General features: G+C 58.5%; 28 protein-coding genes. 12 read left to right on the top strand and 16 right to left on the bottom strand.

Annotated features, from left to right (window positions below; all coding sequences use genetic code 11):
- Nucleotides 1–197 precede the first annotated feature (197 nt).
- From ACR0M2_RS10660 to lpxK, 4 genes are read left to right on the top strand one after another with little or no spacing between them, the layout of a single operon-like run.
- Nucleotides 198–1,544 carry a TldD/PmbA family protein gene (locus ACR0M2_RS10660; protein ID WP_480705021.1) on the top strand — a complete coding sequence of 449 codons (1,347 nt, stop codon included), beginning with the start codon at nucleotides 198–200 and terminating at the stop codon, nucleotides 1,542–1,544.
- Complete coding sequence (locus ACR0M2_RS10655) at nucleotides 1,531–2,331, top strand: inositol monophosphatase family protein (protein ID WP_170413906.1); 801 nt, start codon at nucleotides 1,531–1,533, stop codon at nucleotides 2,329–2,331. Before ACR0M2_RS10660 ends, ACR0M2_RS10655 begins: the two co-directional genes overlap by 14 nt.
- Nucleotides 2,328–3,551 (top strand): 3-deoxy-D-manno-octulosonic acid transferase, encoded by a 1,224-nt coding sequence (locus ACR0M2_RS10650; protein WP_480705019.1) that lies wholly within the window; start codon nucleotides 2,328–2,330, stop codon nucleotides 3,549–3,551. Before ACR0M2_RS10655 ends, ACR0M2_RS10650 begins: the two co-directional genes overlap by 4 nt.
- Nucleotides 3,551–4,549: a tetraacyldisaccharide 4'-kinase gene (lpxK, locus tag ACR0M2_RS10645; protein WP_480705017.1), complete on the top strand. Its 999-nt coding sequence runs from the start codon at nucleotides 3,551–3,553 to the stop codon at nucleotides 4,547–4,549. Before ACR0M2_RS10650 ends, lpxK begins: the two co-directional genes overlap by 1 nt.
- 39 nt (nucleotides 4,550–4,588) lie before the next feature.
- Here the strand turns inward: lpxK and ACR0M2_RS10640 are convergent, their stop codons facing one another.
- Together ACR0M2_RS10640 and ACR0M2_RS10635 are read right to left on the bottom strand one after the other, a co-directional pair.
- Entirely contained in the window at nucleotides 4,589–5,245 is a 657-nt protein-coding gene (locus tag ACR0M2_RS10640) for a DsbA family protein (RefSeq protein WP_170351070.1), read from the bottom strand.
- Between the two features lie 14 nt (nucleotides 5,246–5,259).
- Nucleotides 5,260–5,766, bottom strand: coding sequence for a DUF721 domain-containing protein (locus ACR0M2_RS10635; protein WP_170351071.1), 507 nt, complete (start codon nucleotides 5,764–5,766; stop codon nucleotides 5,260–5,262).
- Between the two features lie 81 nt (nucleotides 5,767–5,847).
- Between ACR0M2_RS10635 and mutY the strand changes: the two genes are divergently transcribed.
- Nucleotides 5,848–6,903 (top strand): A/G-specific adenine glycosylase, encoded by a 1,056-nt coding sequence (gene mutY, locus ACR0M2_RS10630; protein ID WP_480638138.1) that lies wholly within the window; start codon nucleotides 5,848–5,850, stop codon nucleotides 6,901–6,903.
- A gap of 59 nt (nucleotides 6,904–6,962) precedes the next feature.
- Nucleotides 6,963–8,099: an alkane 1-monooxygenase gene (locus ACR0M2_RS10625; protein ID WP_480638139.1), complete on the top strand. Its 1,137-nt coding sequence runs from the start codon at nucleotides 6,963–6,965 to the stop codon at nucleotides 8,097–8,099.
- A 78-nt stretch (nucleotides 8,100–8,177) separates the two neighbouring features.
- Here ACR0M2_RS10625 and ACR0M2_RS10620 read toward each other — a convergent pair whose 3' ends face one another.
- The 4 genes from ACR0M2_RS10620 to ACR0M2_RS10605 form a co-directional block, all read right to left on the bottom strand.
- Nucleotides 8,178–9,566, bottom strand: a complete 1,389-nt coding sequence (locus tag ACR0M2_RS10620) for an adenylate/guanylate cyclase domain-containing protein (RefSeq protein WP_480705015.1) — start codon at nucleotides 9,564–9,566, stop codon at nucleotides 8,178–8,180.
- A 143-nt stretch (nucleotides 9,567–9,709) separates the two neighbouring features.
- Nucleotides 9,710–10,810 carry a site-specific DNA-methyltransferase gene (locus ACR0M2_RS10615; protein WP_170362369.1) on the bottom strand — a complete coding sequence of 367 codons (1,101 nt, stop codon included), beginning with the start codon at nucleotides 10,808–10,810 and terminating at the stop codon, nucleotides 9,710–9,712.
- Nucleotides 10,811–10,918: 108 nt separating this feature from the next.
- The gene (locus ACR0M2_RS10610) at nucleotides 10,919–11,536 is read right to left on the bottom strand and encodes a ribonuclease HII (protein WP_170362370.1); all 618 of its coding nucleotides are present in this window, start codon (nucleotides 11,534–11,536) and stop codon (nucleotides 10,919–10,921) included.
- A gap of 110 nt (nucleotides 11,537–11,646) precedes the next feature.
- Complete coding sequence (locus ACR0M2_RS10605; RefSeq protein ID WP_170362371.1) at nucleotides 11,647–12,135, bottom strand: hypothetical protein; 489 nt, start codon at nucleotides 12,133–12,135, stop codon at nucleotides 11,647–11,649.
- 176 nt (nucleotides 12,136–12,311) lie between these two features.
- On the opposite strand from ACR0M2_RS10605, the gene ACR0M2_RS10600 reads away from it, so the two are divergent.
- The 3 genes from ACR0M2_RS10600 (at nucleotide 12,312) to ACR0M2_RS10590 (ending at nucleotide 14,950) form a co-directional block, all read left to right on the top strand.
- Complete coding sequence (locus tag ACR0M2_RS10600) at nucleotides 12,312–12,599, top strand: hypothetical protein (protein ID WP_170362372.1); 288 nt, start codon at nucleotides 12,312–12,314, stop codon at nucleotides 12,597–12,599.
- Nucleotides 12,571–13,272, top strand: a complete 702-nt coding sequence (locus ACR0M2_RS10595) for a winged helix-turn-helix domain-containing protein (RefSeq protein ID WP_170351079.1) — start codon at nucleotides 12,571–12,573, stop codon at nucleotides 13,270–13,272. The genes ACR0M2_RS10600 and ACR0M2_RS10595 overlap by 29 nt, the downstream gene beginning before the upstream one ends.
- A 106-nt stretch (nucleotides 13,273–13,378) precedes the next feature.
- Complete coding sequence (locus ACR0M2_RS10590; RefSeq protein ID WP_480705013.1) at nucleotides 13,379–14,950, top strand: DUF427 domain-containing protein; 1,572 nt, start codon at nucleotides 13,379–13,381, stop codon at nucleotides 14,948–14,950.
- A gap of 32 nt (nucleotides 14,951–14,982) precedes the next feature.
- On the opposite strand, the gene ACR0M2_RS10585 is transcribed toward ACR0M2_RS10590, so the two are convergent.
- The 6 genes from ACR0M2_RS10585 to ACR0M2_RS10560 all read right to left on the bottom strand — a co-directional run bounded on the left by ACR0M2_RS10585 (nucleotide 14,983) and on the right by ACR0M2_RS10560 (nucleotide 18,705).
- Nucleotides 14,983–15,774, bottom strand: coding sequence for a DUF1217 domain-containing protein (locus tag ACR0M2_RS10585; protein WP_480705011.1), 792 nt, complete (start codon nucleotides 15,772–15,774; stop codon nucleotides 14,983–14,985).
- A complete protein-coding gene (gene flbT / locus ACR0M2_RS10580) occupies nucleotides 15,771–16,172 on the bottom strand; it encodes a flagellar biosynthesis repressor FlbT (protein ID WP_480705009.1) in 402 nt (133 codons plus the stop codon). The genes ACR0M2_RS10585 and flbT overlap by 4 nt, the downstream gene beginning before the upstream one ends.
- Nucleotides 16,172–16,546, bottom strand: a complete 375-nt coding sequence (flaF, locus tag ACR0M2_RS10575) for a flagellar biosynthesis regulator FlaF (protein ID WP_480705007.1) — start codon at nucleotides 16,544–16,546, stop codon at nucleotides 16,172–16,174. The genes flbT and flaF overlap by 1 nt, the downstream gene beginning before the upstream one ends.
- Nucleotides 16,547–16,623: 77 nt before the next feature.
- Nucleotides 16,624–17,871 (bottom strand): flagellin N-terminal helical domain-containing protein, encoded by a 1,248-nt coding sequence (locus tag ACR0M2_RS10570; RefSeq protein ID WP_480705005.1) that lies wholly within the window; start codon nucleotides 17,869–17,871, stop codon nucleotides 16,624–16,626.
- 209 nt (nucleotides 17,872–18,080) lie between these two features.
- Nucleotides 18,081–18,440: a flagellar biosynthesis protein FlgN gene (locus ACR0M2_RS10565; RefSeq protein ID WP_480705004.1), complete on the bottom strand. Its 360-nt coding sequence runs from the start codon at nucleotides 18,438–18,440 to the stop codon at nucleotides 18,081–18,083.
- Complete coding sequence (locus tag ACR0M2_RS10560; RefSeq protein WP_480705002.1) at nucleotides 18,424–18,705, bottom strand: rod-binding protein; 282 nt, start codon at nucleotides 18,703–18,705, stop codon at nucleotides 18,424–18,426. The genes ACR0M2_RS10565 and ACR0M2_RS10560 overlap by 17 nt, the downstream gene beginning before the upstream one ends.
- Before the next feature lie 111 nt (nucleotides 18,706–18,816).
- On the opposite strand from ACR0M2_RS10560, the gene ACR0M2_RS10555 reads away from it, so the two are divergent.
- The 3 genes from ACR0M2_RS10555 to ACR0M2_RS10545 all read left to right on the top strand — a co-directional run bounded on the left by ACR0M2_RS10555 (nucleotide 18,817) and on the right by ACR0M2_RS10545 (nucleotide 21,638).
- Nucleotides 18,817–20,043 carry a flagellar hook-length control protein FliK gene (locus tag ACR0M2_RS10555; protein ID WP_480705000.1) on the top strand — a complete coding sequence of 409 codons (1,227 nt, stop codon included), beginning with the start codon at nucleotides 18,817–18,819 and terminating at the stop codon, nucleotides 20,041–20,043.
- A gap of 2 nt (nucleotides 20,044–20,045) precedes the next feature.
- A complete protein-coding gene (locus ACR0M2_RS10550) occupies nucleotides 20,046–20,711 on the top strand; it encodes a flagellar hook capping FlgD N-terminal domain-containing protein (RefSeq protein ID WP_480704998.1) in 666 nt (221 codons plus the stop codon).
- Nucleotides 20,712–20,795: 84 nt separating this feature from the next.
- Complete coding sequence (locus ACR0M2_RS10545; RefSeq protein ID WP_480690729.1) at nucleotides 20,796–21,638, top strand: phosphotransferase family protein; 843 nt, start codon at nucleotides 20,796–20,798, stop codon at nucleotides 21,636–21,638.
- On the opposite strand, the gene ACR0M2_RS10540 is transcribed toward ACR0M2_RS10545, so the two are convergent.
- The 4 genes from ACR0M2_RS10540 to ACR0M2_RS10525 are packed head-to-tail and all read right to left on the bottom strand — an operon-like array spanning nucleotide 21,633 to nucleotide 25,763.
- Nucleotides 21,633–22,934: an NAD(P)/FAD-dependent oxidoreductase gene (locus tag ACR0M2_RS10540; RefSeq protein WP_480690731.1), complete on the bottom strand. Its 1,302-nt coding sequence runs from the start codon at nucleotides 22,932–22,934 to the stop codon at nucleotides 21,633–21,635. The two genes, ACR0M2_RS10545 and ACR0M2_RS10540, sit on opposite strands and share 6 nt — an antisense overlap.
- Nucleotides 22,931–23,749, bottom strand: a complete 819-nt coding sequence (locus ACR0M2_RS10535) for an ABC transporter permease (protein WP_170351089.1) — start codon at nucleotides 23,747–23,749, stop codon at nucleotides 22,931–22,933. The genes ACR0M2_RS10540 and ACR0M2_RS10535 overlap by 4 nt, the downstream gene beginning before the upstream one ends.
- Nucleotides 23,746–24,636: an ABC transporter permease subunit gene (locus tag ACR0M2_RS10530; RefSeq protein ID WP_170362382.1), complete on the bottom strand. Its 891-nt coding sequence runs from the start codon at nucleotides 24,634–24,636 to the stop codon at nucleotides 23,746–23,748. Before ACR0M2_RS10530 ends, ACR0M2_RS10535 begins: the two co-directional genes overlap by 4 nt.
- Nucleotides 24,636–25,763, bottom strand: a complete 1,128-nt coding sequence (locus tag ACR0M2_RS10525) for an ABC transporter ATP-binding protein (RefSeq protein ID WP_480704996.1) — start codon at nucleotides 25,761–25,763, stop codon at nucleotides 24,636–24,638. Before ACR0M2_RS10525 ends, ACR0M2_RS10530 begins: the two co-directional genes overlap by 1 nt.
- Nucleotides 25,764–25,798 lie beyond the last annotated feature (35 nt).

Here is a 25,798-nt window from a genome sequence, read left to right as displayed (position 1 = left end):
TCAATCTGTTGTGATCGTCACCCGGAAATCTGTAATGCGTCCCAACTAATGAAAGTTTATACGGAAATGTAAACCCTTCGGCTGCCCCATCTGAAATTAGGCCAAACTAAGGGGTCTGACCTGTGATCTATCTGCCCAGAGGTCTTGCGGGACGGGCGGTCCAAGGCTAGGTCCAATGCAATACAACCGGAGGCCGCATGACCCTTACACCTGAAGACATCAGCCAATCCTTAATGGACGCGGCCCGCAATGCCGGGGCTGACGCAGCGGATGCTATTGTGATCGATGGCTCCTCGGTTTCAGTCGAAGTGCGGAGCGGGGCGCTGGAACATGCCGAAAGGTCCGAGGGTACTGACCTTGGTCTGCGGGTGTTCCTGGGGCAACGGCAGGCGATCGTATCCAGCTCCGACAGCCGCCCGGAAACCTTGACCGCGATGGCCGAGCGCGCTGTGGCCATGGCCCGCGAAGCCCCCGAAGATCCGTTCACCGGGCTGGCCGATGCGGCGCAATTGGCCACGGATTGGGATCTGCCCGCATTGGAATTGTTCGACCCCACCCCGGAACCAGCGGCCGAAGACCTGCTGCATGACGCGCTGGCAGCCGAAGCTACGGCACTGGCGGTTCACGGCGTATCGCAAGTATCCGATGCAGCGGCGGCTTATGGCACGCACCGTGTACATCTGGCAGCAACCAACGGTTTTTCCGGTGGCTATGCCCGCAGCAGCCGCTCGACCTCATGCGTGGCGATCTCGGGCGAAGGTACCGGGATGGAGCGCGACTATGACGGCGACAGCCGCACCTTTCAAAGCGACCTGCGCAGCCCCGAGGAAATTGGCCGCACCGCAGGTGAACGTGCTGTGGCGCTGGTCGGGGCTCAGAAACCCGCCACCGGCACATTTCCGGTGCTGTTTGACGAACGCATCTCATCCTCGCTGATCGGTCACCTGCTGGGGGCCAGCAATGGTGCGGCTATCGCGCGGGGCGCGTCTTGGCTTAAGGACTGTCTGGGCGAACAGGTGTTACCTGACCACCTGTCGCTGATCGAAGACCCGCACCGCCCACGCATCGCGGGCTCGCGCCCCTTCGACGCCGAAGGACTGCCAACGCAGCGGCGCGCCATTGTCGAAAACGGCGTGCTGACCGGCTGGACGCTTGATCTGTCCAGCGCGCGCAAGCTGGACATGACCTCTACCGGTAACGCCACGCGCGGCGTGTCGGGGCCACCTTCGCCCAGCAACTGGAACCTGAGCCTGACCCAAGGCACACACAGCCGCCAGGACCTGCTGCGTGACATGGGCACCGGGCTGCTGGTGACATCTATGATCGGCTCGACCATCAACCCAAACACGGGTGACTATTCACGCGGTGCATCAGGGTTCTGGGTCGAGAACGGAGAGATCACGCATCCGGTCAACGAATGCACCATCGCGGGCAACCTGCGCGATATGTTGAAACGGATCATCCCGGCAAACGACGCGCGCCCGTATCTGTCGCGGGTGGTTCCGTCGGTGCTGATCGAAGGAATGACACTTGCCGGCAGCTGACCTGCAACTTTTGATCGACGCCGCATTAGAGGCCGGAAAGATCGCCACCCGATACTCGGGCACAACGGCGCAGCGCTGGGATAAACCCGACGGCGCCGGACCGGTGACCGAGGCCGATCTGGCCGTCAACGCCATGCTGGAACAGCGCCTGCCCGCCGCCCGGCCATGCTATGGCTGGCTGAGCGAAGAAACCGAGGATTCCACTGACCGGCTGACGAAGGACCGGGTGTTCATCATCGATCCGATCGACGGCACCCGCAGCTTTGCCGAAGGATCGCGCACCTGGGCACACTCACTGGCCATTGCAGAACAGGGCGAAGTGATTGCGGCTGTAATTTACCTGCCCCTGCGCGATCTGCTGTATACTGCGGCCAAAGGACAAGGCGCGTTTCTGAATGGGGCGGCGATCCACGTCTCGGGCGTCACGACGCTGGACACGGCGCAAATATTGGCGGCCAAACCCAATATGAAGCCACACCATTGGCGGCAGGGTCAGGTGCCTGACTTTGAACGGGTCTATCGCCCGTCACTGGCCTATCGAATGGCGCTGGTCGGACAAGGGCGTTTCGACGGGATGCTGACGCTGCGGCCCAGTTGGGAATGGGATATCGCCGCGGGCGACCTGCTTATCCGCGAGGCTGGCGGCCGCTGTTCCGACCGGTTGGCGCAACCCTTGCGGTTCAACAACGCCCATCCGCGCCTGAACGGCGTGATCGCGGCCGGCACGCCCATTCATGACACCCTGCACGCACAGCTTGACCCGGGCAGCACCGGAATCCGCCCATGAGCCGACCGCGATCCCTCAGCCTGGCAGCCTATCGGGTTCTGTCCTGGGGCGTGTCCAACCCGAGCAGCCAACCCGAAATCCAGCGTCCTGAGGGCGAGTTGCTATGGGTCCATATCAACGCGCAGGATCGCCAGCGCGCGGTCGTAGATTTCTGCCATAGGCTGCAGCAGGTTCGACCCACTTTGCATGTGCTGCTGACAGTGCCCGCCGAAGCCGACCTGAGCCTTTGGGAGCAAGGAGACTACCCGCTGGTGAACCTGCCCTCGGAACAAGCGGGGGCAGCACGCGCGTTTCTGGACCATTGGCACCCCGAAATCGGCTTGTGGGTCGGGGGCGGGCTGATGCCCAATATTATCACGCGCGCCGAAGAGCGCGGTATTCCCCTGATCCTGATCGAAGCGCGGGTCGATATAAAGATCGCGCGCGGCGCCCGGTGGCTGCCGGACATCACCCGTTTTACTTTAGACTGTTTCAAAACCATCCTGACCACGAATTCGGAAACCACCCGGACAATCCGTCGCCTTGGCATCACGTCGGGCAAAGTCACCGACTCTCCACCATTGTATGTCAGCCCGAACCCGCAGCCCTGGCCCGAGGATGAACTGATCGAAACCAATCACGCACTGGCGGGGCGTCCGGTCTGGTTGGCAGCATGTGTGCGGGACAAAGAGTTCATCTCGATCCTCAGTGCCCATCGCCAGGCATTGCGGATGTTGCCCCGGCTGACACTGGTGCTGCATGTGGCAGACACCGCCGAGGCAGAACCACTGCAAAACCGCCTTGAGACTATGGATCTGCGTTGTACCAATTGGGACACCAGCGGTCAGATCGAAGACAACACGCAAGTTATCCTGTCCGCCCACTTCGAAGATCTGGGCCTGTGGCACCGGGTCTCGCCAGTCACATTCATGGGCAGTTCGCTAGAGCGCGACGCGGGTGGGCGCGATCCACTTGTTGCCGTTGCCCTTGGGTCGTCCGTCATCCACGGCCCGTTTGTGCATCGTCATCACCAGATGTACGATCAACTGGATCGGGCCGGGGCTGCCCGCATGGTCAGATCCGCAACCGAACTGGGCGACGCCGTGGTCGAGCTGCTATCGCCTGACCGAGCTGCAGATATGGCGTTGGCCGGGTGGCAGATCGTATCCGAAGGCGCACCACAAGCGGATCAACTGATCGATATGGTGCAGGATTGCCTGGATCAGCGGAGTGCGGATTGATGCGAGCACCTGATTTCTGGAACACCGCCCCCAACCGGCTGGATGTGCGTGCCAGACTACTGGCACCGCTTGGCCGAATCTACGCCGCCGCAACCGCCCGGCGGGTTGCGTCCAAACCGGGGGTTAAACCCGGCGTTCCGGTCATCTGCATCGGCAACTTGAACGCGGGTGGCACCGGCAAGACCCCAACCGTGATCTGGATGATCGAGCAATTACGCGACGCCTGGCACGAAACGCATGTGGTGACGCGTGGCCATGGAGGTTCGTTAGAAGGGCCCGTGCAGGTTGACCCATCCAAACACACCGCCGCGCAAGTCGGGGATGAACCCCTGTTGCTGGCCGCCTTTGCCGAGGTCTGGGTGGCCAAGGACCGTGCCGCCGGCGCGCGCGCGGCGGCCGAAGCCGGGGCCAGTGTGATCCTGCTGGACGACGGGTTTCAGAACCCCTCGGTCGCCAAGGATTTCTCGGTCATCGTGGTCGATGCGGCGCGTGGGTTCGGAAATGGGTTATGCCTACCTGCCGGACCATTGCGGGAACCTGTCGATACCGGATTGCAGCGCGCCGATCTGGTACTGTCGCTGGGTGATACCGACGCGCAAACCCAATTTGCCGATCGCTGGGGGGCGAAGCTGACCGTGCCCCACGCCACCGGCGCGGTTGAGCCCCTGCAAACCGGTATGGATTGGGCAGATACGCCGGTTCTGGCCTTTGCAGGGATAGGCCATCCTGAAAAGTTCTTTGCCACCTTGCGCCAACAGGGCGCGACACTCTTGCGGGCCGAGGCACTGGACGATCACCAACCGCTGACCCCTGCCCTTATGACCCGGTTAGAGAACGAGGCCCGCCTGCTGGGCGCGCAAATGGTGACAACGGAAAAAGACGCCGTGCGCCTGCCACCGGCGTTTCGCAGCAAGGTCATCACACTGCCCGTGCGTTTGAAAGTGAATGAGGCCGACAAGGTGCGGCAGATGCTGCTGCAAATCGCCCCGTCGCCGTAAAGTGCGACCGGTCCATGCAGAACCGGTCGCAACAGGCAATCAGCTGCCCAGTTCTTCTTCGATCAGCTTCTTGAAATCGGCATAAGATTGGTTGTCGACCTTCTTGCCATTTACAACGAACGAAGGCGTGGATTGAACACCGTCACGTTCGGCGTTTTCCTGATACCAGGCCACCAGTGTCTGCGCGCGGGTGCCGTCCTGCAGGCAGGATTCAAGCTGGTCATTGTCAATACCAGCCAGACGCCCGATCTTGCGCAACTCGTCCACGATTTCAGCTGGACCACCTGCGCGGGTCCATTCGGACTGACCTTCATAGATCAGGTCGGAAATGCCAAAGAACTTATCGGGGCCGTCACAACGCGCGACCATCGAAGCCCACAGGCCATATTTGTCGAAATAGACCTCGCGATAGATGAACTTTACCTTGCCGGTGTCGATGAAATCCTTCTTCAGCTGCTTATACGCCCCCGTATGGAAGTTGGCGCAATGCGGGCAGGTATAGGATGCATATTCGATGATCTCGACCGGCGCATCTTCGGCCCCCTGCACCATCTCGACGATGGTCGAGGTGTCAATATCGGCCTCTTGCGCCTCGGCACTGCCAATCATCGGATATGAAGTAGAGGAATTCGACAGCCAATAGCCGCCAGCGGCAATAGCGACGGCCGCGCAGATTCCGGTTGCAATACGGCTCATTTCTCAGCCCTTTCTTAGCGTTTTTGCTTGGATAATACGTTGCGGCCCAGACGTTCAAGGGCCGCGCGCAGATCACCGTCATTGACGTCGCGCGCGGTCCGGTCCGCCTCGGCCACGATTTCGGGATCGATTTTGGGTTTCGCCGCTTTCGGTTTGTGATCGAAGCTAGCCTGCCCCTCGGCAAATCCTGTCGGCGCGGTCTGGGTGATACGCACCCGGCTGATGGCGTTATAGCCATAAACAGCATTCACCTTGCCGCGCAGCTGTTCCTTTTGCATTTCAAGCATCGGAGCCTGCGGGCCAGTGGTCAGCACCGTCAGCGTCGCGCCGATCCCGCCCTTGCCATAGCCCACATTCACCGGTCGCGCGATGGCGGCCATATCCTGGCCCACGATCTCGGCCCAATGGGTCAGCAGACGCGAAACGGCAAAGCCCCGGCTTTCCCCGGCGCGCCTGATCTGGCCGTTCAGCAATGTCGCGGTGCGTTTGAACCCGCGGGTCGAAGAACGTCTGCGCTGCATCTGGTTTCCAACTCCTGCGCCGCTATTGTAAAGGGCATGATATCGGACGCCAGCGAAACCCGACAGAGAGATAGATAAAACTTGCGTGACACTATTCAATATGACCTGAGCGGTGCGTTACTGGCCTGGTACGACCGCCACGCTCGCACGATGCCGTGGCGTGTTAGACCAGCCGACCGGGCGGCGGGCATGATACCCGACCCCTACCGGGTCTGGTTGTCCGAAGTGATGTTGCAACAGACCACTGTGGCCGCTGTCCGAGATTATTTTACGCGATTCACCGCGCGCTGGCCTACGGTTCAGACACTGGCGGCCGCACCGGATGATCAAGTCATGGGCGAATGGGCCGGGCTGGGCTATTACGCCCGTGCCCGCAACCTGCTGAAATGCGCGCGCGCGGTGGCCAATGAACATGGCGGCGTTTTTCCTGATACCTATGACGCCCTGCTGAAACTGCCCGGCATCGGCCCCTATACGGCCGCCGCTATCTCGGCCATCGCTTTTGACCAGCCCGAGACTGTTCTGGATGGCAATGTCGAGCGGGTCATGGCGCGTCTGTATGACATTCACGACCCTCTGCCAGGCTCGAAACCCCTGTTGAAAGAAAAAGCCGCTGCGCTAACGCCCGACCTGCGACCCGGAGATTATGTACAGGCCGTGATGGATCTGGGGGCCACGATCTGTACCCCGAAATCTCCGGCCTGTGGCATCTGCCCCCTGCGCAACCCTTGTCAGGCTCGTGCGGCCGGAACCCAGCCCGACCTGCCGCGAAAGACACCGAAAAAGCCGAAACCCACGCGGTATGGCCATGTCTATATCGCTCAGCGTACGGATGGAGCCCTGCTGCTGGAGCGGCGCCCCGACAAAGGGTTGCTGGGCGGCATGCTGGGCTGGCCGGGGTCAGTTTGGTCAGATGCGCCAGCAGACTCCCCTCCCTTTTCCGCTGACTGGCAAGCTTTAGCAGGTGAGGTGCGCCACACCTTCACCCATTTTCACCTGATCCTATGTGTCTGGACAGCTACGTTGCCGACGGAAACGACCCTCGATGATCTGATCGTTTTGGAAAAACACACTTTCCGCCCCAGCGACCTGCCGACCGTGATGCGCAAAGCATATGACCTCTGGCGCAACCGGTAACCCATTGTCTGTCCTGCCGGACTGTGGCTAATGTGCGCGTAGTCATCCGGAGCCACCCAATGACCGCAACAGAAACCTTACCCCATTGGCAATCGGCCCTGCCGTTCTGGATCTCATTCCTGCTGATCCCGCTGATCTGGTTCACCGCAATGGCCGGCGGTTGGTGGGTCTTGCTGGTGCCACTTTCCACATGGTGGGCCTTTGCGTTGCTCGACCGGCTCACCGGACTGGATCTGACCAATGCCAGCCCCGATACCCCCGACTCGGTGTTGCACTGGTACATCCTGCTGACAAAAGCCTGGGTTCCGGTGCAATTCCTGACCCTTTACGGGCTGATCTGGTACGCCACGCATACCGACCACCTGTCAACCTTGGCTAAGGTTGGGCTGTTCTTCGGCATGGGAGTAATCTCGGGCACGATCGGCATCAACTACAGCCACGAGTTGATGCACCAAAAAGGCCGAGTCGAACGCTGGTTGGGCGATATCCTTCTGGCGATGGTGCTGTATTCACATTTCCGCTCTGAACATCTGCTGGTGCATCACCGCTATGTCGGCACGCCCCGCGACCCGGTGACTGCACGCTATAACGAGGGGTTTCATCGGTTTTATCCGCGGGTGCTGAAACAATGCCTGTTCTCGGCCTTGCGGGCTGAACGCGAAAAACTGGCCCGTAAAGACCGCCCGTGGAGTGACCTCTCCAACCCGTTCTGGCGCTACTGGGCATTACAAGGTGCAATGCTGGTATTGGCCTTCGTGATGGGAGGTCTCTCGGGGCTCGCACTGTTCCTGATCCAAGCGGGCGTCGCCATCTGGCAGCTAGAATTGGTTAATTACGTCGAACATTATGGCCTGACACGCAAACATCTGGGCGCAGGCAAGTATGAGCATGTCCAACCACGCCACTCATGGAATGCGTCACAAAAAGCGTCGAACTGGCTGCTTATCAATTTGCAGCGCCACTCGGACCACCACTATAAACCCAACCGCCGCTTTCCACTGTTGCAACACCACCCCGAGGACGCCGCCCCGCAATTGCCCTACGGCTATCCGGTGATGACGGTCGCCGCGATGATCCCACCGCTGTGGCGTCGCATCATGAACCCGCGCGTCCGCGCTTGGCGGCGCCAATATTATCCCGAAGTTACGGACTGGACGCCCTATAACAAATTGCAAAACCCGCTGCCACGTGCCTGACCGCAGCACGCGTCAGCGTGCTGCCCGGCCCAACGATCCGCCTTGCATCTTCGATGCATGGTTGATCGGCGGGAGCCCTCACCCGGTCATCACCCATACATCCATCGGGGCCTCCACCCCCCGGACCGCACGGTTTTCGTGTTTCGCAAACCCCGCCATCAGTTCGGATACGTTGCGGCCTTCTTCCTCCAAACGGCTCCGAACTGCGTCGCTCATGATGACTTTTGCCTGAAATTCGCGGGTCCGCGCCTCAAGCTTCGCGGCCACATTCACCGCATCCCCTATCACCGCAAATTCCAAACGGTTGGCGCCGATATCCCCCAGAACGACCGCGCCGAAATGGACCCCGATCCCCACACGTATCTCAGGCTCGCCCGTACGGCGGCGTTCCACGTTCCAACGATCAATCACATCGATCATCCCGCGCGCGCAAGCCACTGCATTACTCGCATCCTGCGGTGTCGGCACCGGCGTCCCAAACGTGGCCATCAACCCGTCACCAAGGTATTTGTCCAGCGTTCCGTGATGGCGGAACACTTCGGCCTCCATCCGGGCGTGAAAGCCGCGCAGAACCTCGATCACTTCGTAAGGGTCGCGCCCGGCGGCATATCTGGTGAATCCGACGATATCGATGAACAGGACGGCAATTTGCTCTTTGCGCACCTGCTTCAGCGGCTCATCATTCTGGCTCAGCTCATCCACCACGTTCGGTGAGAAATACCGCGACAGGTTTGCCCTTTCGCGCTCCAACCCCGCATTCGACATCAGCAACCGATTGAGCCGCCGCATCGACACGCCCAATGTCACCGCCACCATCATGAACACGATCACCTGTTGAATACGCTGCGCTTGCATAAAGCTGTTGGGGTCCAGCAATTCTGCCACATCGGGATAGCCAGCCAATGCCTCAGCCACACGCTCGCTGAGACCGGGCATCGGGGTTGCGACCCACCAGGCGATGATCCATCCAGCCGTCCAGACCCCTGCCGTCCATGATCCGATCGCAATCACCGTGCGCCAGGAATAGGCCAACGTACCGGCCGCCAGAATGATGAAGAAATACTGGAAATTGTCGAACCGGTACTGCATCGCCAACGGTCGGACATCGTCGCTGAACGGGTTGGGCACAATCATCCCCAGTGTCATGATCAGCAGGTCCACAAAGATCAAAAGCAGCTCGGTCCGCGATTGCCCCACACGGCCCGCCCGCCGGATAAACCAGCCGTTGGCGCAGATCAGCAGCAAGATGAAGTGATACCACAGCACTTCCCATTGCGGATTCAGGTAGATCAGCAGCACACCAGTCAGCGCCATCGCGATCCAGCGAGCGCGGACCGCAAGTTCAAGCCCCTCGCGCTTGTGTCGTTCCATCGCGGCTTCGGTATATTTGTTTTCCAGATCGAAATTGTCCGGGCGGGTCACAAAGAACCGGTCAAAGCGGGACTCGCTGGCTGTGGTATCCGACATTGCACAAGCTCCTTCACTGCACCGCAGAATACAGAAGGCCCGTTTCGAAACCAGATGTTGAAAAACAAAAGACCCCGCCGAGATCGGCGGGGCAAGGCTTAGTGCCTTGTGTCAGGCCACAGGCACCGGCGGTGTTGGTAAAATCAGTTCATCTCGGCCCGGATCTGCTGACGCAACACGTCAATCGGCACCGTTTTGCCGTCGCGTTTGAAGCACCAGTAGGTCCAGCCGTTACAGGACGGCGCGTTTTCCAACTGCGCCCCCACTTGGTGGATCGAGCCCTTGACGTTGTTGCCCACCAGCGTGCCGTCGGCACGAACCTTGGCCTTGTGGCGCTGGTTCATGGAATACAGTTCTTCACCCGGGCGCAGCATCCCACGTTCAACCAGTTGGCCGAAGGGCACGCGCGGCTCGGCACGTTTGCTGGCGCTGACCTCCAGCGCCTCACGGTCGAACTTACGGACCTTCGAGATGCGCTTTTCAGCGACCTTGCGATAGCTTTCCTCGCGCTCGATGCCGATGAATTCGCGGCCCAGCATCTTGGCAACTGCACCTGTGGTTCCGGTACCGAAGAACGGATCAAGGATCACATCGCCCGGATTGGTCGAGCCGATCAGCACACGGTGCAACAGCGATTCCGGTTTCTGCGTCGGATGCGCCTTGTCGCCGTTTTCATCCTTCAGGCGCTCGTGCCCGGTGCAGATCGGCAGTACCCAGTCACTGCGCATCTGAACGCCCTCGTTCAGCGCCTTTAGGGCTTCATAGTTGAACGTGTATTTCGCCCCTTCGCGTTTCGACGCCCAGATCATCGTCTCATGCGCGTTGGTAAAGCGTTTGCCGCGGAAGTTCGGCATCGGATTGGATTTGCGCCACACGACGTCGTTTAAAATCCAATAGCCCGCGTCCTGCAGGGCCGAACCCACACGGAAGATATTGTGGTAAGATCCAATCACCCAGATCGCGCCATTTGGCTTAAGCAGACGACGCGCTGCCTTCAGCCATTCGCGGGTGAATTGGTCATAAACGGCAAAGCTGGAGAATTGATCCCAATGATCGTCAACCGCATCTACCTGGCTGTTATCGGGGCGGTGCAATTGACCCTTCAACTGCAGATTATAGGGCGGATCCGCGAAAATCAGGTCCACCGATGCCTCGGGCAGACTGTTCATCACATCGATGCAGTCCCCGGATAGAATCGTGTTTAAAGGGAGCGCTTTTGCGCCCTTTTTAGTGGTTGTTGTCATTTGTACTGCCTCAAGTATCCACGGCGCTTTTGCGCTCATTTGGTTGAGACAAGGATGAGTCAAAGTCGATTCGCCGTCAATTTCTTTTTTGAATCAGCGGCTTACGATTTACTCTTGATACAAGATATTGTGTACCGGCTTGAAGGAACGTCTATGGTGTGGGGTCACACCAAGATTTTGCAGCGCGTCCTTGTGTTGTTTCGACGGATAACCGGCGTTTGTCTCCCATCCGTAGCCCGGATGCTGTTGCGCCAAATCCACCATCAGTTGATCGCGCCAGTTTTTGGCGACGATCGAAGCCGCCGCAATCGACACAGAATGCGCATCGCCTTTGACCACCGCCCTCGCGGGGATCGTCAGGCCTCGTGGAATCATATTCCCATCGATCAGCAGGTAATCAGGCGGCGGGTCCAGCGCTGCCACCGCGCGCTCCATCGCCAGATGTGAGGCCCGCAAGATATTGTGTTCGTCAATCTCGGCCACTGACGCCTCGGCAATTGCGATCTCGGCCTTCTCACGCAGGGCTGCCTCTAACGCGGCGCGCCGTTTCGCCTTCAGCTTTTTGGAATCGTTCAGCCCGTCAGGAATATCACTGGGGTTCAGAACCACGGCTGCGGCAACCACCGGTCCGGCCAGCGGTCCGCGCCCAACCTCGTCGACACCTGCGATCCGCAGAAATCCACGCGCCGCTGCGGCATTCTCAATTTCATAATCCGGAGTCGTCATACCCCCGGAAAACCGCGTTTTGCCACCCACCGCAAGAAAAAAGGAGAGAGCAGCTTGCGCCGCCCTCTCCCGCACAGCGCTTCTGTGGCGCCGCTCCTGCTCGAAAACCGTTACTTGTAACTAACGCGGTATCCTTTCTGGCGCAGACAACCGGGGTGGTATGCCCGCTTGACCTTTTTGCCATTCCAGAACCTGACCTTGCACTGGTTAGGCAGGCTATTGCTGTATTTGTAATGCTTGCCCAGACAGGTCTGCCCCAACAGTCGTTGATTGGGCGAATACCCTTTGAACGTGCGCAAGCATCGTTGCGGCAGGCTGTAACGCGCAACACGCGGAGGCAGCGGGCGTACGTGATGTGGCCGGTGCTTTGGCCGGGTGTGTACGTGTTTCTGGGGCGCCTTATATATGTGATTGTAGTTGTGCGTCACGTTGTTCTTTTTGCTCTTGTCGTCGAAATGCTTCACAGCGGCGCCAATCAGCGCAATGGCAGCAAGCCCGCCAAGAATATCCTCGACATCCGCGGCCCGCGCCTGAGACGCGGAAATACCGGTGATGGCAACTGCCGAGGCCACGATCAGGGCAATGAATTTCTTATGCATGGTGCTTGTCCTTCAGTAGTCTTGAGGTGACCCGGTGGCGGGCCGTGTGCTGATGACCCGACACTGGCCGCGCCTCGTTCAGACAGGCAATAACGGCCCGGTGTTATCCGATATCAGGCCCGCGAAACCCCTTAGGTTATTGAATATCGTGCCAACACATGCGCAGGATGCGGCCTATGAAACAGATCCTCTCTTCTCTGGCCCTGTTGGCCCTGATATCGCTTGGCACCACCGCTTCGGCGGCCGATTGCTATGCCGACTACAAGGCCAAGCAGGACAATCCATTGCGCCTGCACTACGGCGTCATGCAGGTATCGGCTTGCGGCAAAGGGCAGGCTAAAAAAGAAGTCGCCCAGCGCCTCAAGGGGTCGGGCTGGACCCTGCTGAACGTCATGTCCGTGTTCGGGCCGGAAGGGTTGGATAAAAGGAAGGCCAATGCCGGAAAATTCTATCTCCGTTACTGAGGCCCGCCGATCCGGTGTCAGACTGGTCGGCGCGGGCATCGCGGCGATCGTGGTGATTCTGGTAACAGCGGCCATCTTTTTATTCTGGACCCTGCCCGATGCGAACGCATTCAACGCCCGGGTCGAACGATTGTTCATCGAAAGCGATCTAACCTCGCAAACTGAAATCCGCTTGCTTGAGATATTGGCGCAATCGGGCACCGCTTTTGCCGATACACTGTCCAGCTACCGAATGGTGATTTTCGTGTTGCTGGTTTTTGCCACTGCTATGTTGGTAACGGCGCTGGTGTTTCTGGTAATGCTGGTGTTGTTGAACCGGCGAATGGCACAGATCGAACGCACCGGCATTCAGGTCACCTCGCTGTTGATCAGCCGCGAGGAAAATACCGTCTATCTGAACAACATGGATTTCAAACTGACCCCCGCGGCAATGGAGACCTTGTCGGTGCTGGCCGAATCCCGGCTGGACGACGAGGTCCTGTCCGGCGTCCAGATCGAGTCGATGATTTCGGGCAAAGACACCGCCGATTGTGACGAGGCCGCAGGTGCCACACGGATCAAACGGCTGCGCGATGCCTTGGGCAATCAGATGGTCAGTGAGTTGCTGGTCAAGAATATCGCCAAAAAAGGCTATATGCTGTCGATCGAAAAAGATGTGATTCAGATGGTCTGACTTTGCCGCATCGCACAAGGTATGTGTGATAAAATGCCAGTTATCCCCCTTGGAATGCTTGCCCCAAAGGCCCATCCTATTACCAAGCGGGTCAGGGAAACTGATGATGAACGTCCATACCACACCGCCGACCAAAGGCTATGGGATATCGGTCGAATCGCTGAAAGGTCGGATCGCGATCTATCGGGATGACACCCTGTTGGCCGAAAGCACCGACGCGAAAGTCATGTATGAAACGCGGCTGCCGGCCACAATTTACGTCCCGCGCGCAGATGTCTGTGTCGATCTTGGTGCAGAAACCGAGTTGCAGACGTTTTGCCCATTCAAGGGAACGGCGACCTATCACGATGTCATTCTGAATGGGCAACGGCTGACCAACTCGGTCTGGGCCTATGAAGAAGCACTGCCTGAAAGCGCCGCCATTCAGGGCTATGTCGGGTTTATGCCCTCGGCCTATACACGGGTCGACTTGGGCGAAAACCAACTGCGAGATACCGAGGATGGCAATATAAGCGGCCCTCTGATTGATTGGCTGATGCGTGGTGCATCCAACCTCAGCACGCCGGAAGCCTTCACCAAGGCATTGGCCGAAAAAATGTTGGAACACGGCATCGCCATTCAACGGCTCAGCATTCTGGCCTGGTCTCTGCATCCGCTGATCGCGGGCAAGCATTATATCTGGGAAAAAGGTGAGGCCGAGATTTCGACCAACGTGCCCACGTATGAAATCCACGATCACCCGGCCTATATCAACAGCCCCCTGCGTCACGTCTCGAACGGGCTGGGCGGTGTGCGCCAGCGGTTGAACGACGAAAACCCCCAAAACAGCTTCCCGATTATGGAGGACCTGCGGGCCAAGGGTGCCACCGACTACGTCGCCATGCCATTGCCGTTCTCGGACGGGCGGACAAATGTCCTGACCCTGACCTGCGATCATCCTGACGGGTTTACAACAGAAAACCTCGGGCTGGTGTTCGAGTGCTCATCTGTCATTGCCCGCTTTTACGAAGTTTTCATGCAGCGCGAGAACGCACAGGTGTTGCTTGAGACTTATGTCGGCAAACGCTCGGGCGCGCGGGTGCTGGGCGGTGAAATCCGGCGCGGCGACGGGGATGAGATTGATGCGGCCATTATGTTCTGCGACTTGCGCAATTCGACCAGCCTGGAAGAGCAGCTTGGCCGTACCGCCTATATCAACGTGCTGAACGACTTTTTCGAAACCGTGTCCGATATCGTGCATGACAATGGCGGCGAAGTATTGAAGTTCATCGGCGACGCTGTTCTGGCAGTCTTTCCCGAGGGTGAAGATTCCATGGTCGCGCGCCGAAACGCGCAACGCTCAGCCGTTGAAATTGTCGAAAAACTTGGTGAGTTGCGCCAGTCTGGCTCTGACGTTCATTGTGATTGCTCGATCGGGGTTGCCTACGGTCGGGTCACATATGGCAATGTCGGATCGCGCGAACGGCTGGATTTCACCGTCATCGGACAGGCCGCAAATGTCGCGGCCCGGCTGGGGGAATACAGCAAAACGATCGGTCAGCGCATTGTCGTCTCGGCCGATATTCAGCCTGCATGCGCGGATGCTTTGTCATTGGGCGAGGTCAAGCTGCACAATGTGTCCCAGCCAGTGACCTCATTTGCACTCAGAACATCGGCGGATGCCGTGTTGAACGCCTGAGTTTTCTAATAGTTACCTGTGTCGCACCTAGGTTACGCCCCCAGCAAAATCAGCGCCGTTTGAGCAGGGGAAATCGTGTTTTGCAGCTGTGCAATCTGGCTGCGTGCAAGATATTGGTCTGTCAGCCGGGCCACCGACGCCTCGTCGGTAAATTGGGCCAGATCGTCTGATCCAGTCAGGCCCGACAATCTATCCTTGAATACCTCAAGCTGCCTGTCGATGTCCAACTGCGCGAAACTTGATGGCAGCCCCAGCGCCGTCTCCATCATGCTTCGCAGCGGCGGTTGCCCCATCAGGTCGAACCACTTTGTGTCCGAACTGCTGTCCTGCGCGGCCAGATCCGCCAAGGTATGTTGCGTATAAAGCGATATGCGCATCGTCTCATCGCTCTCACCCACAGCGATTTCGAACCGAGACACGACATTGTCCTGCGCAATTGCTTCCATAAAGGTGGTCAAACCCGTTCTGCGCACTTCGCCCGGACCCAGGCCGAAGGCTTCGGAAAACTCCCGATACCGCTTATCGGCCAGACGGTTGGACAATGCATCCTCGGCGCTTGTCCCATCGGACAGAATTTTCTGGATGAAATAGCGATTGTTGATGTCATCCTCTAGCCCGAAAGCGCCCAGCGCCACTTGCAGCAACCGCCTATCCGAAACCAATTCCTCAGCCGTCTGAACCTTGCCGATATTGTCCAGAAAGTACTTTGTCTCTCGTTCATTGACTGGCGAGGCCGAAAAGCTTTCGAGCTGCGTATCATAGGTACGCTGCAAAAGACGCCAGCCGACAATACCATCAGAGGGGATGACAGGCCGGAATGTCATTGCTGATACGCCATCAACCGTTCTTCACGCGGCAACAGTGCCCGCAGGGATTTCAGGCATTTGTAATACTGTTCGGCCAATAAAGCCTCAGTAGCTTTGGACAGTACACGACGACTGTCGGCATCGGTAAAGACCTGGCTCAACTCTTCAACCCGCCGCAAAAGCTGTTGCCGCGCCCGCTCAGGCTCCATATCGCCGGACAAGACAAGCTGGGCGGCATAACACACCCGCCGCACCGGGGTAGTCACCTCATCCGGATGAATGGCATCGCGCAGGCGCAGGACATTTGCGTCCGGCGTCATGATTGAAAAGCGGCTGCGGCGATCTCCGTTTTCGACAACCACGCCGTTTATCAGCACCCTCTCTTTCGGTGCCAGTTTCAGAACCAGCCCTCCCATCAGGTAGCACCCATCTGACGCAGGCCGCGCAGGATGGCCATATTAATCTCAAGCAGCGGCTCAACGGTCGCCTTATTGCCCAGAACCTGACTGCTGTGTTGCTCGGTGAATTCTGCCAGATAGAAGATTCGCGCACGCAATTCATTGGGCAGCGCGTTGTCCGAGTCGGACACGCCAGTTGCCAGAACGGTCCACAAGCGACGATTTTCGTGCAGCGCGTGAACGAACCCTCCGAAATCGGTTTTGCGTCGGGCCGCCGCAACTTTGAGCCGATGCGTGATCTTCGAAATCGCCTCGTACTCGGTATCGCGCGGGGTACGGGTCGGGGCGGCGGTCTGCGCGTAGGCACGTTGTGCAAGAGTTTGCGGTGTCACTTGAAGTCCTTCCAATAGGCCGTCTTTTGGCGGTCAGGGTCGGGGCGCGTCTGGGCGCCCCGACCAGGTTCCGAAAATTAACGGAACAGCGACAGGATCGACTGCGGCGCTTGATTGGCAATCGACAGCGATTGAGTGGCCAGCTGCTGCTGAACCTGAAGAGCTTGCAGACGGGCCGAGGTCTCTTCCATATCGGTGTCAACCATCGAACCGATGCCGGACTTGAACGAGTCGGTCAGTTTGGAAACGAAATCCTGCTGTGTTTCGATACGGCCCTGCGCCGAACCAAAGGCTGCCGCTGCATCAATCGACGTGTCGATCAGTGTTTCGATGGTGCCCAGCGCGGCTGCCGCGCCTGCATCTGTCGAAACGTCAATCGAGCTGAGTGCGCCAAGCCCACCGGAACCAGCATTAGTGAATTGAGCCGACACGGTAATGTCCTGATCCGCATCCGCACCAGCCGTTGCCGTACCTGTAGTAAAGGACAGGGTATTCGGCGATCCCGAGTCATAGTCGACTGCAACACCTGTGATGCCCAGCGCATCAACCTGGTTCTTGAGGCCAACAGCAACAAGAGCATCTGTATAGGCATCGTCATAGGTTCCAGAGGGATCCAGATCGCTGGCTTGAATGGTGTACGAAACATCCTGATCACCGACTCGGATCGAGACACTATCACCGACTTCAAAGTTGTCAGTCGAGCTGTCGATCACAATGTCACCTGACCCGCCGGCTTTATCCATGGTAAAGCCTGCAACATCATTGTCGGTGGTCGCGCCTCCCGAACCTGCAAGTACGCCTTTGGCAGTATAACCGCCAATGGACAGGTCCTGACTTGCGACCGAAATCGACGACGAATTCACTGCACCAGTGCTATCCCGATCAAGTGAGGACAAGATCGAAGCAGTACCGGCCGAGCCGTCCACAAGGTTTAGCCCGTTGAACTGTGCCGCACCAACAACCGACGCAATCTGATCCCGCAGAGCGGTCACATCATCGTTGATCTTGCCGCGGTCAACGTTGTCCTCCTGCGCGGCGACGATTTTCTCTTTCATCTGCGTCAACAGATCGGTCACGGTTTCCGACGCGTTCCGCGCCACCGCAACGGTCGATTCACCCAGCGCCAGGCTGTCTTTGATCGCGTTGAAGCCCTTGACGTCCGACTCCATGACTTTGGAGATTGCCCAGACGGCCGAGTTGTCCTTGGCAGTTGCAACGTCCTTACCGGTCGAGATCGCGTTCTGGGTCATCTCCAGATTCTTGTTGACCGATTTCAGGGTTTGCAACGCCACCATTGCGCCATTGTTTGTTAGAATGCTGGACATAGCTTTCTTCCTTTTCCGTTCGGGCCCTCTGCGCCCATGCTTACCCCGCACCACATGCGGGCTTTGACGTCTTTCTGATCAATGCGATTCGCCGTCGGGCTGTTCGCGCCACCTGTTGTTTCAGATGCCCGGCCACCTTTGCCCCTGATCCCCTAACGGAATGCTAAAGCCCCTCACTCAGAAAATTCGGATTTGAATCAAACCCGCTCCTATGCCCGTTTTTCCAGTTTCGCATTGCGACGCACGGCGTATCCGTTGCGCTGTCCGTCCGCTCCGTAGGTGCTGAACTCCTGCCGAACGCGCCGCAATTCGGCCATACGGCTGGCAACGGCCCGAATCCCTTCGGCGGCACTGTTCAACAGCGCCTGGTTCCGTTCGACTTTCTGCTGCAGGCGAATCAATTCGGCGCTGTCCAAAACCTGCAATTCATTGATCGCGCCGATCAGCTTTTCCTTTTCCGGTGTCATATGACTCAGCCGGTCCAGATCCCCGTCGACAAGCGCGGTTCGCTCAAGATCCAGCACTTCCTCAAGGGATCGGATCAGGTCGGTTTCAGAATTGGTCGGCATCGGTTTTCTCCATCATGGACTGGAACAAAATTTCGGAAAGGCCAATGCCGCCGGATGCGGCCAACGCACGCGCCTGATGCTGCACAAGAAAGGACGAAAACTGATCTTCACCCGCTCCGCCGCCAAAAGATTCGCTGGCCTTGCCCAACCCAGAAGATTTGAGCATTTCCGCCAGAAACGCGGCCTCCAACTCGACCGCCGCAGCCTGCAATTTCTCGACCGTGGTGAGGGGCTGAGCAGTAGGAAGGGTTGTGGAAATCTTCATCACTTTCTCCGAAATTTGCATCGAACTTTCTTGATCAAAGGCGAAAGCAGTTAAAATAAACGTAACCTCCTGCGGGCAGATTTCCGTTCACACAAACGGAGTCGGAGCAAAATGCCCAACCCACTTTCAGCACTGTTGTCTTCGTCGGGCACCGCCGCGAAACCCGATGCAACACCGCAAGAACCTCGTGCGTCTAAAGGGGCCGCGTCCTTTCAAATGGTCATGGATCAAGAGGCCGATCCGCAGTCAGCCGAGCCCGATCTCACCGACCTTTTGGTTCAGGACCCAGACACGGTGTCAGAGGTGGACGACATCGCAGCAAACGTTGAAATTCCGGATGTTTCCGATACCCCCGAGGATCAGCCGCCTGCCGAACTCCGCGCGGCTGTGCCGGAAGCTGTTCAGGCTCCGGTTGCCATGACCTTGGCCGAAAAACCAACCATGACGTCATCGACTGTTGAGGCGGAGGCTGCAACGGTAGATGAGACGCACCCGCCCCCTCAAAAAGACAGGTTGGAACCCGCGGCGGACCCTGCTCGGCGTGCGGTATCTCTAGCCGTTCAAGCCATGCTTTTCGGTACAGTTTCCCCAAGAAGAACGCTCCAGGCGGCCACCAATCCGCCAAGTTTTCCCGCCGGGCTTGTAACACCGAACGTGCTCCCGAAAGAGATGTTGGATCATTCGCCCATCATCCGACCCGACATGGGCGGACCAAGTGTCCCCGCGACGCCACAGGTGGCGCAATCGCAAGCGGTGGTGCCTGAACGGGCGCCAACACTTGTACAAATGCAGCTTTTGGCCACGGATCAAACCAACACGCAGGCCGAGCTTCAGACCTTTCTCGAAGTCGAAGAGATATCGACCACCAGAGAGACCCCGACATTGTCCTCTGCCCGAGATTCGGCACCATTAACACAGACCATGACATCGACGGCGCGCGCTGATACGGCACGCTCGGTTGCCAATCAAATGGCAACCGTTGTTTCGACCCGTGGACAGCAAGGCACAATCGAGGTCGCGTTAAACCCCGAAGAACTGGGACGCGTTTCGATAGTCTTGAATGGTCGCGAGGATGGTCTGCACGTAACAATCTCGGCGGAACGGCCGGAAACACTGGATATGATGCGCCGTCACATCTCGGTGCTGGAGGCCGAATTCCAGAACTTTGGGCTGGGCGACCTGTCCTTTGATCTGGGCACCTCTGCAGACGCACAGCAGGATTGGTCTGACTCGGGCGACGGCACCCGGCTTGCGGAAACGCAGGACGAGCCTGTCACCGAGGCAGGTCCCGCCATTCCGAAACTAGGCCCCGACGGCCGGATCGACATGAGGCTTTGAGCATGATCACCCCAACCCAATCGACGACGCAAGCCAATACCCAGGCCCAATCAGCATCCCAGTCACAGGCAACCTCGATCGCGTCGGATTTCGACACTTTCCTGTTGCTGATGACAACCCAGGCGCAAAATCAGGACCCGTTGGAGCCGATGGATTCGACCGAGTACGCCTCGCAATTGGCGCAATTTTCGATGGTTGAACAACAGGTTCAGAGCAACGAGCTTTTGTCCGAACTGGCGCTGTCTCTGGGCGGTATAAAGCTGGAGGATCTTGCCAATTGGGTCGGTATGGATGTCCAGACCACCGCAGCGTTCCACTTTGATGGCGAGCCTGTGACCCTGTCCGCGCAGGCTGAACTGGCGGCAGACAGTGCGGTGATGGTGATCCGGGACAGTGACGCCACCGAGATCGAAAGGATTTCCGTACCGGTGACCCAGACCGAATTTGACTGGGCCGGGACAACTAGCGATGGCAGCCCTTTGCCGACCGGCAGCTATTCAGCCACATTGGAAAGCTATGACGGGGAAGAGTTGCTTTCGGTCCAGCCTGTCTCAACTTACAGTCAGGTGGTCGAGGCACAGGTTGGCGAGGATGCTGTCGTGCTGACGTTGGAAAGCGGGCAGGTGGTTCCGGCAGGGATGGTGACCGGGGTCCGAACCGGAACTTGATCTGCAGGGCGGGACAGGCCAAACCAGTGCAAACTGCGACTCGTTTTTTTGGTGAACCCACTGCCTGCCCCGACACCCCCCCCTTTGGATCTTGTTGATGACCTGCGTCACCGGGGGCTGATCGCAGTGGATGCACAGTTTCAGACCCTGTATGGCGGACGGACAAATCAGGTCTGGAAAGTGCTGGAAGAGAACGGCGGCAAGGTTTTGAAACTGTACCGAACAGGGTTGCGCAATCCGTTGTTTCGCAACGATGCCGAGTTGGAAGCGCAGTGCCTAACCGCGTTGGAGCCGACCGGATTTGCCCCGCGTCTACGCGCGGCGGGTCAACATCAAAACGGTCGATGGGTGTTTTACGATCACGCGCCGGGTACGCCCTGGCGTAAGGACACAACCGACGTTGCCCAATTGCTCGGCAAACTACATGGACTGGATGTGTCGGTTCCGGCGCCGCGCGGATGCAATGGCGGTGCGGATCTGGCCCGGCACGGCCAGAGCATCCTTGACGGATGCACCTCGGCCATGCGGCACCAATTGGAACAGCTAAAACCTGACGAACAGGTACAACCGACCCAACAGACTTGCCTGATACACGGCGACCCGGTTGCGGGGAACATTCTGGTTGCGCCATCCGGGCTGACCCTGATCGACTGGCAATGTCCGGCGCAGGGCGATCCGTGCGAAGACATTGCACTGTTTGTGTCGCCCGCCATGCAGCACCTGTACCGGGGGTCAGCTTTGACACCTGAGGAAGAAGATCAGTTTCTGTCCTCGTACAGACGCGCAGACATCGTGACCCGGTTCAAATCGCTGCGTCGTTGGTATGCCTGGCGGATGGCGGCCTATTGTTTGTGGCGGATCGAAAACGGGTCACCGGATTACGCCACGGGGTTGGAACTAGAACGCGCGGTGCTAGAGCGGTCATAAGTCCAATAGCCCCATCATGGCATAGGCCGGCGGCATCAATGCGCGCCGCCAGCGTCCCAGCGGAAACCGCGCTGGGACACGTGTTATGGGTTCAGGTAGCCCGGTCTCTTGCTGCAAAACCATCCGGGCCAGCGCCCGTCCGCAATAGGTCCCCATCGCCACCCCGTTACCGTGATAGGCAAACCCGGCGAACATCCCCGGTTGATCCGTCACGGGACCCACAAACGGCATTAACCCTCGCGACAGGCAGACCATACCGGACCACATATGGGTGACATCGACCGACGCCCATTCCGGGAACATCTGCCTGAAATCGTTCAGAGCCTTCCGGCGAATGGCCGCCTCAGCCTGCGGAGACGCGCGCAACCCGCCGCGCATTCCGAACAGAAACCGTCGGTCGGGCATCAGGCGGAAATAATGCAGCAAATGGCGGGTATCGTAAGACATCTGGTCAGATGTCCAACCCTGAGCTTGCAAGTCAGCGTCGGACAAGGGGCGCGTCACCAGAACCGTGGATTGGACAGGCATATACCGGCCAGCCAGCCAGGGCGGCACGTCCTCGCTGGAGTAACCATTGGTGCAGATGAGAACGTTTGCGGCGCTGATCCGACCCGAGGCTGCCTCCAAGTCAAAGCCAGATTGCGTCTTCCGAATTGTCTGCACCGCACTGTTCTGAAACAGCTTGGCCCCAAGTGTCTGCGCCATTTGCGCCAAACCGAACAGGTATTTTCTGGGGTTCAGTGCAAACCCGACCGGGTTGGTGTACCCGCCATAAAACCGACCACCAAACCCAAGTCCGGGAAGATCATCTGGGGCGTGCAAAGTGCCCGTGGCCTCGGCCCGTTTGCGCAGCCTTTCCATCGCACGGGGGGTGTGAGCCAGTTGGGTTTCACCCTGTGAATGCACATCCGCATCTATGGCATTGGTTTTCAGCAGATCAGCGACAAGGTGAACCGCGTCCATTTCAGCTTGATCATAACTGTGTGCGGCCGCCTCACCGAATTGGCGGACCGTTGCGCTGTAGCTCAGTTTTGATCCGCCCAGACAGCAAAAGCCACCATTGCGCCCCGAGGCGCCCCAACCAGGTGTCCGGGCCTCAAGCACCGCAACCGAAACACACGCGTTTGCCAGATGCAGCGCCGCTGACAGCCCGGTGAAACCGCCACCAACAATGGCGACGTCTACCTTTTGTTCACCGTTGAGAACCGGCCAGTCGGGGCTGGCAATCGTTTCGTCCCACCAGCAGTTGGTCCGGGGGCCGGGCCCATAGGTGTAATCCGGGAACAGCCGCTTCATTCGGTACGCGCAGCAGCCATTTCATCCTGCTTTTGCCGCACCATCGCGCGTTTTGTGACCAATGATGCGGTGATAACGCCCACCGTCACAATCGCGATCATGATCGTGGACAATGCGTTGATCTCGGGGCTGACACCCAGGCGCACGGCCGAAAAGATCTTGATCGGCAGGGTTGTCGCCGACGGCCCAGAGGTGAACGACGCAATCACCAGATCATCCAGCGACAGAGTGAAGGCCAGCAACCAACCCGAGATCACCGCAGGCGCGATGATCGGCAAAGTCACCAGCCGGAACGCCTGAGCGGGTGAACAGCCCAAATCCAGCGCAGCCTCTTCCAGAGATTTATCGAAGGTCACTAGGCGTGAAGACACGACGACCGAGACGAAACACATCGAAAAGGTCGTATGCGCCAGAACGATGGTCAGGATACCCCGATCCAACCCGATGCCGATGAACAGCAACAGCAGCGAAAGCCCGGTGATAACCTCGGGCATCACCAGCGGCGCGTAGATCATGCCGGAAAACAGCGTGCGACCAAAGAACCGCCCACCGCGCACCAACACATAGGCCGCGGCGGTACCCAAGATTGTCGCCAATGTGGATGAGAATACCGCGACGCGCACGGTCACCCAGGCTGCATCCAGAAAGGCCTCGTTCTGGATCACTTCGCCATACCATTTGGTCGAGAAACCGGCCCAGACTGTCACCAGCTTGCTCTCATTGAAGCTGAAGATGATCAGGATTATCATCGGGATATAGAGGAACGCAAATCCCAGCGTCAGGGACACCGCGTTGAACCAGCTTAGCCTGTTCATTGCTCGGCCTCCGTCTGCTTTTGCTGGTTGCGCTGGAACAGCACAATCGGGACGACAAGGATCAGCAGCAGTACCACCGCCACGGCGCTGGCCACCGGCCAGTCGCGGTTCGAGAAGAACTCTTCCCACAGCACCTTGCCGATCATCAATGTGCCCGAGCCGCCTAGCAATGATGGGATCACGAACTCACCAATCACCGGGATCATCACCAGAAAACATCCCGCGATGATGCCAGGGCGCGACAGCGGAACAGTCACCAGCCAAAAGGCCTGCAGACGTGAGCAGCCCAGATCCTCAGCCGCTTCGATCAGGGACCCGTCCATACGCTCCAGTGACGAATAAACCGGCAGGATCATGAACGGCAGATACGTGTAGACGATGCCGATATAGACCGCCCATTGCGTGTTCAGAATGGTCAGCGGGGTCGAGATGATGCCCAGCCACAGCAGAAACTGGTTCAGATAGCCTTCGTTCGACAAAATCCCCATCCACGCGTAAACGCGGATCAGGAACGAGGTCCAGAACGGCAAGATCACCAGCATCATCAGCGTGGGCCGCCACTCGACCGGCGCGCGGGCCATGCCGTAGGCAATCGGATAGCCCACCAACAGCGTCAGAAAAGTCGAGATCACCGCGATCTTGACGCTGGACAGGTAGGCTTTCCAATACAGGTCATCCTCGGTCAGCCAGACGAAGTTTTCGAAATCCAACTGGCTGAAGAACTCTTTGATCCCGGCCCAGCCCTGCGACAGGTCCAGCGTTGGCGTGTAGGGCGGAATGGCCAGTTCGGTATCCGACAACGAGATCTTCAAAACAATGAAGAACGGCACCAGAAACAGCGCCAACAGCCAGACATAGGGAACGGCAATCAGAAATGCGCGGCGCATCAGCTGGCCAGCAGAACCGCGGCTGTCGCTGTCCAAGACAGCCAGACCGGGTCTTCCCAGGTGAACGACCGGCGCGAGATTCGACGGGTATTGGCCGTCTGCGCCTTGATGATCGTGCCGTTTGCAAGCTCGACATGATAGGTAGACAGGTTGCCCAGATAGGCGATGTCATGCACCTTGCCCTGCACCGCGTTGATCGCATCTGCCGGACGATCCGCCGAGATCGTCACTTTTTCGGGCCGGATCGCCAGATGGCAGGTCTGACCGCTAGAAATCCCATTTGCTGAGGTTGCCGTCAGCGGTGCCTGCCCCTCGGCCCAGTCGATCTGATAGGAGTCTTCGCCGTTGGCGGACGCCCGGCCCTCGATGATGTTCACATCCCCGATGAAATCCGCAACATAGACCGAGTTCGGGTTTTCATAGATGCGATCCGGCGTTTCCACCTGCATCAACCTGCCCTGATCCATCACCGCGACGCGGCTGGCGACGGTCATCGCCTCTTCCTGATCGTGAGTCACGATCACAAAGGTGGTGCCGGTCTTTTCCTGAATGTCCATCAGTTCAAACTGCGTGTCCTGCCGCAGTTTCTTGTCCAACGCGCCCAGCGGTTCATCCAGCAACAGCAGCTTTGGTGCCTTGGCCAGCGACCGCGCCAGCGCCACACGCTGACGTTGCCCACCCGAGATCTGATGCGGCTTGCGGCGGGCAAATTGTTCCAGCCGGGTCAGGCGCAGCATCTCTTCGACACGCTCTTCCAAGTCATGCTTGGGCATGTTGTCCCGGCGCAGGCCGAAGGCAATATTGTCCCAGATACTGAGGTGCGGGAACAGGGCATAGGACTGGAACATCATGTTCACCGCCCGCTTGTTCGGCGGGATCGGATCGATGTCCTGACCGCCCAGCATAATGTGCCCTTCGGTCGGCGTTTCGAACCCTGCCAACATCCGCATCATAGTGGTCTTGCCGCAGCCCGAAGGCCCCAGCAAAGCAAAGAATTCTTTTTCGAAGATATCCAGAGACAGGTTGTCGATGGCCGTGAATTCACCGAACCGTTTGGTGACATTCCGGAACTGGATCAAAGGTTTCGCCTGTGGATCATTCCACGGCTCAAAGACGTCAGAGTTCAAAACGGCCCCCGTGCATCAATCTGGGAAATGGCACA

Source organism: Ruegeria sp. BE10, from assembly GCF_056538905.1.
This window is presented reverse-complemented; position numbering and strand designations above follow the sequence as displayed.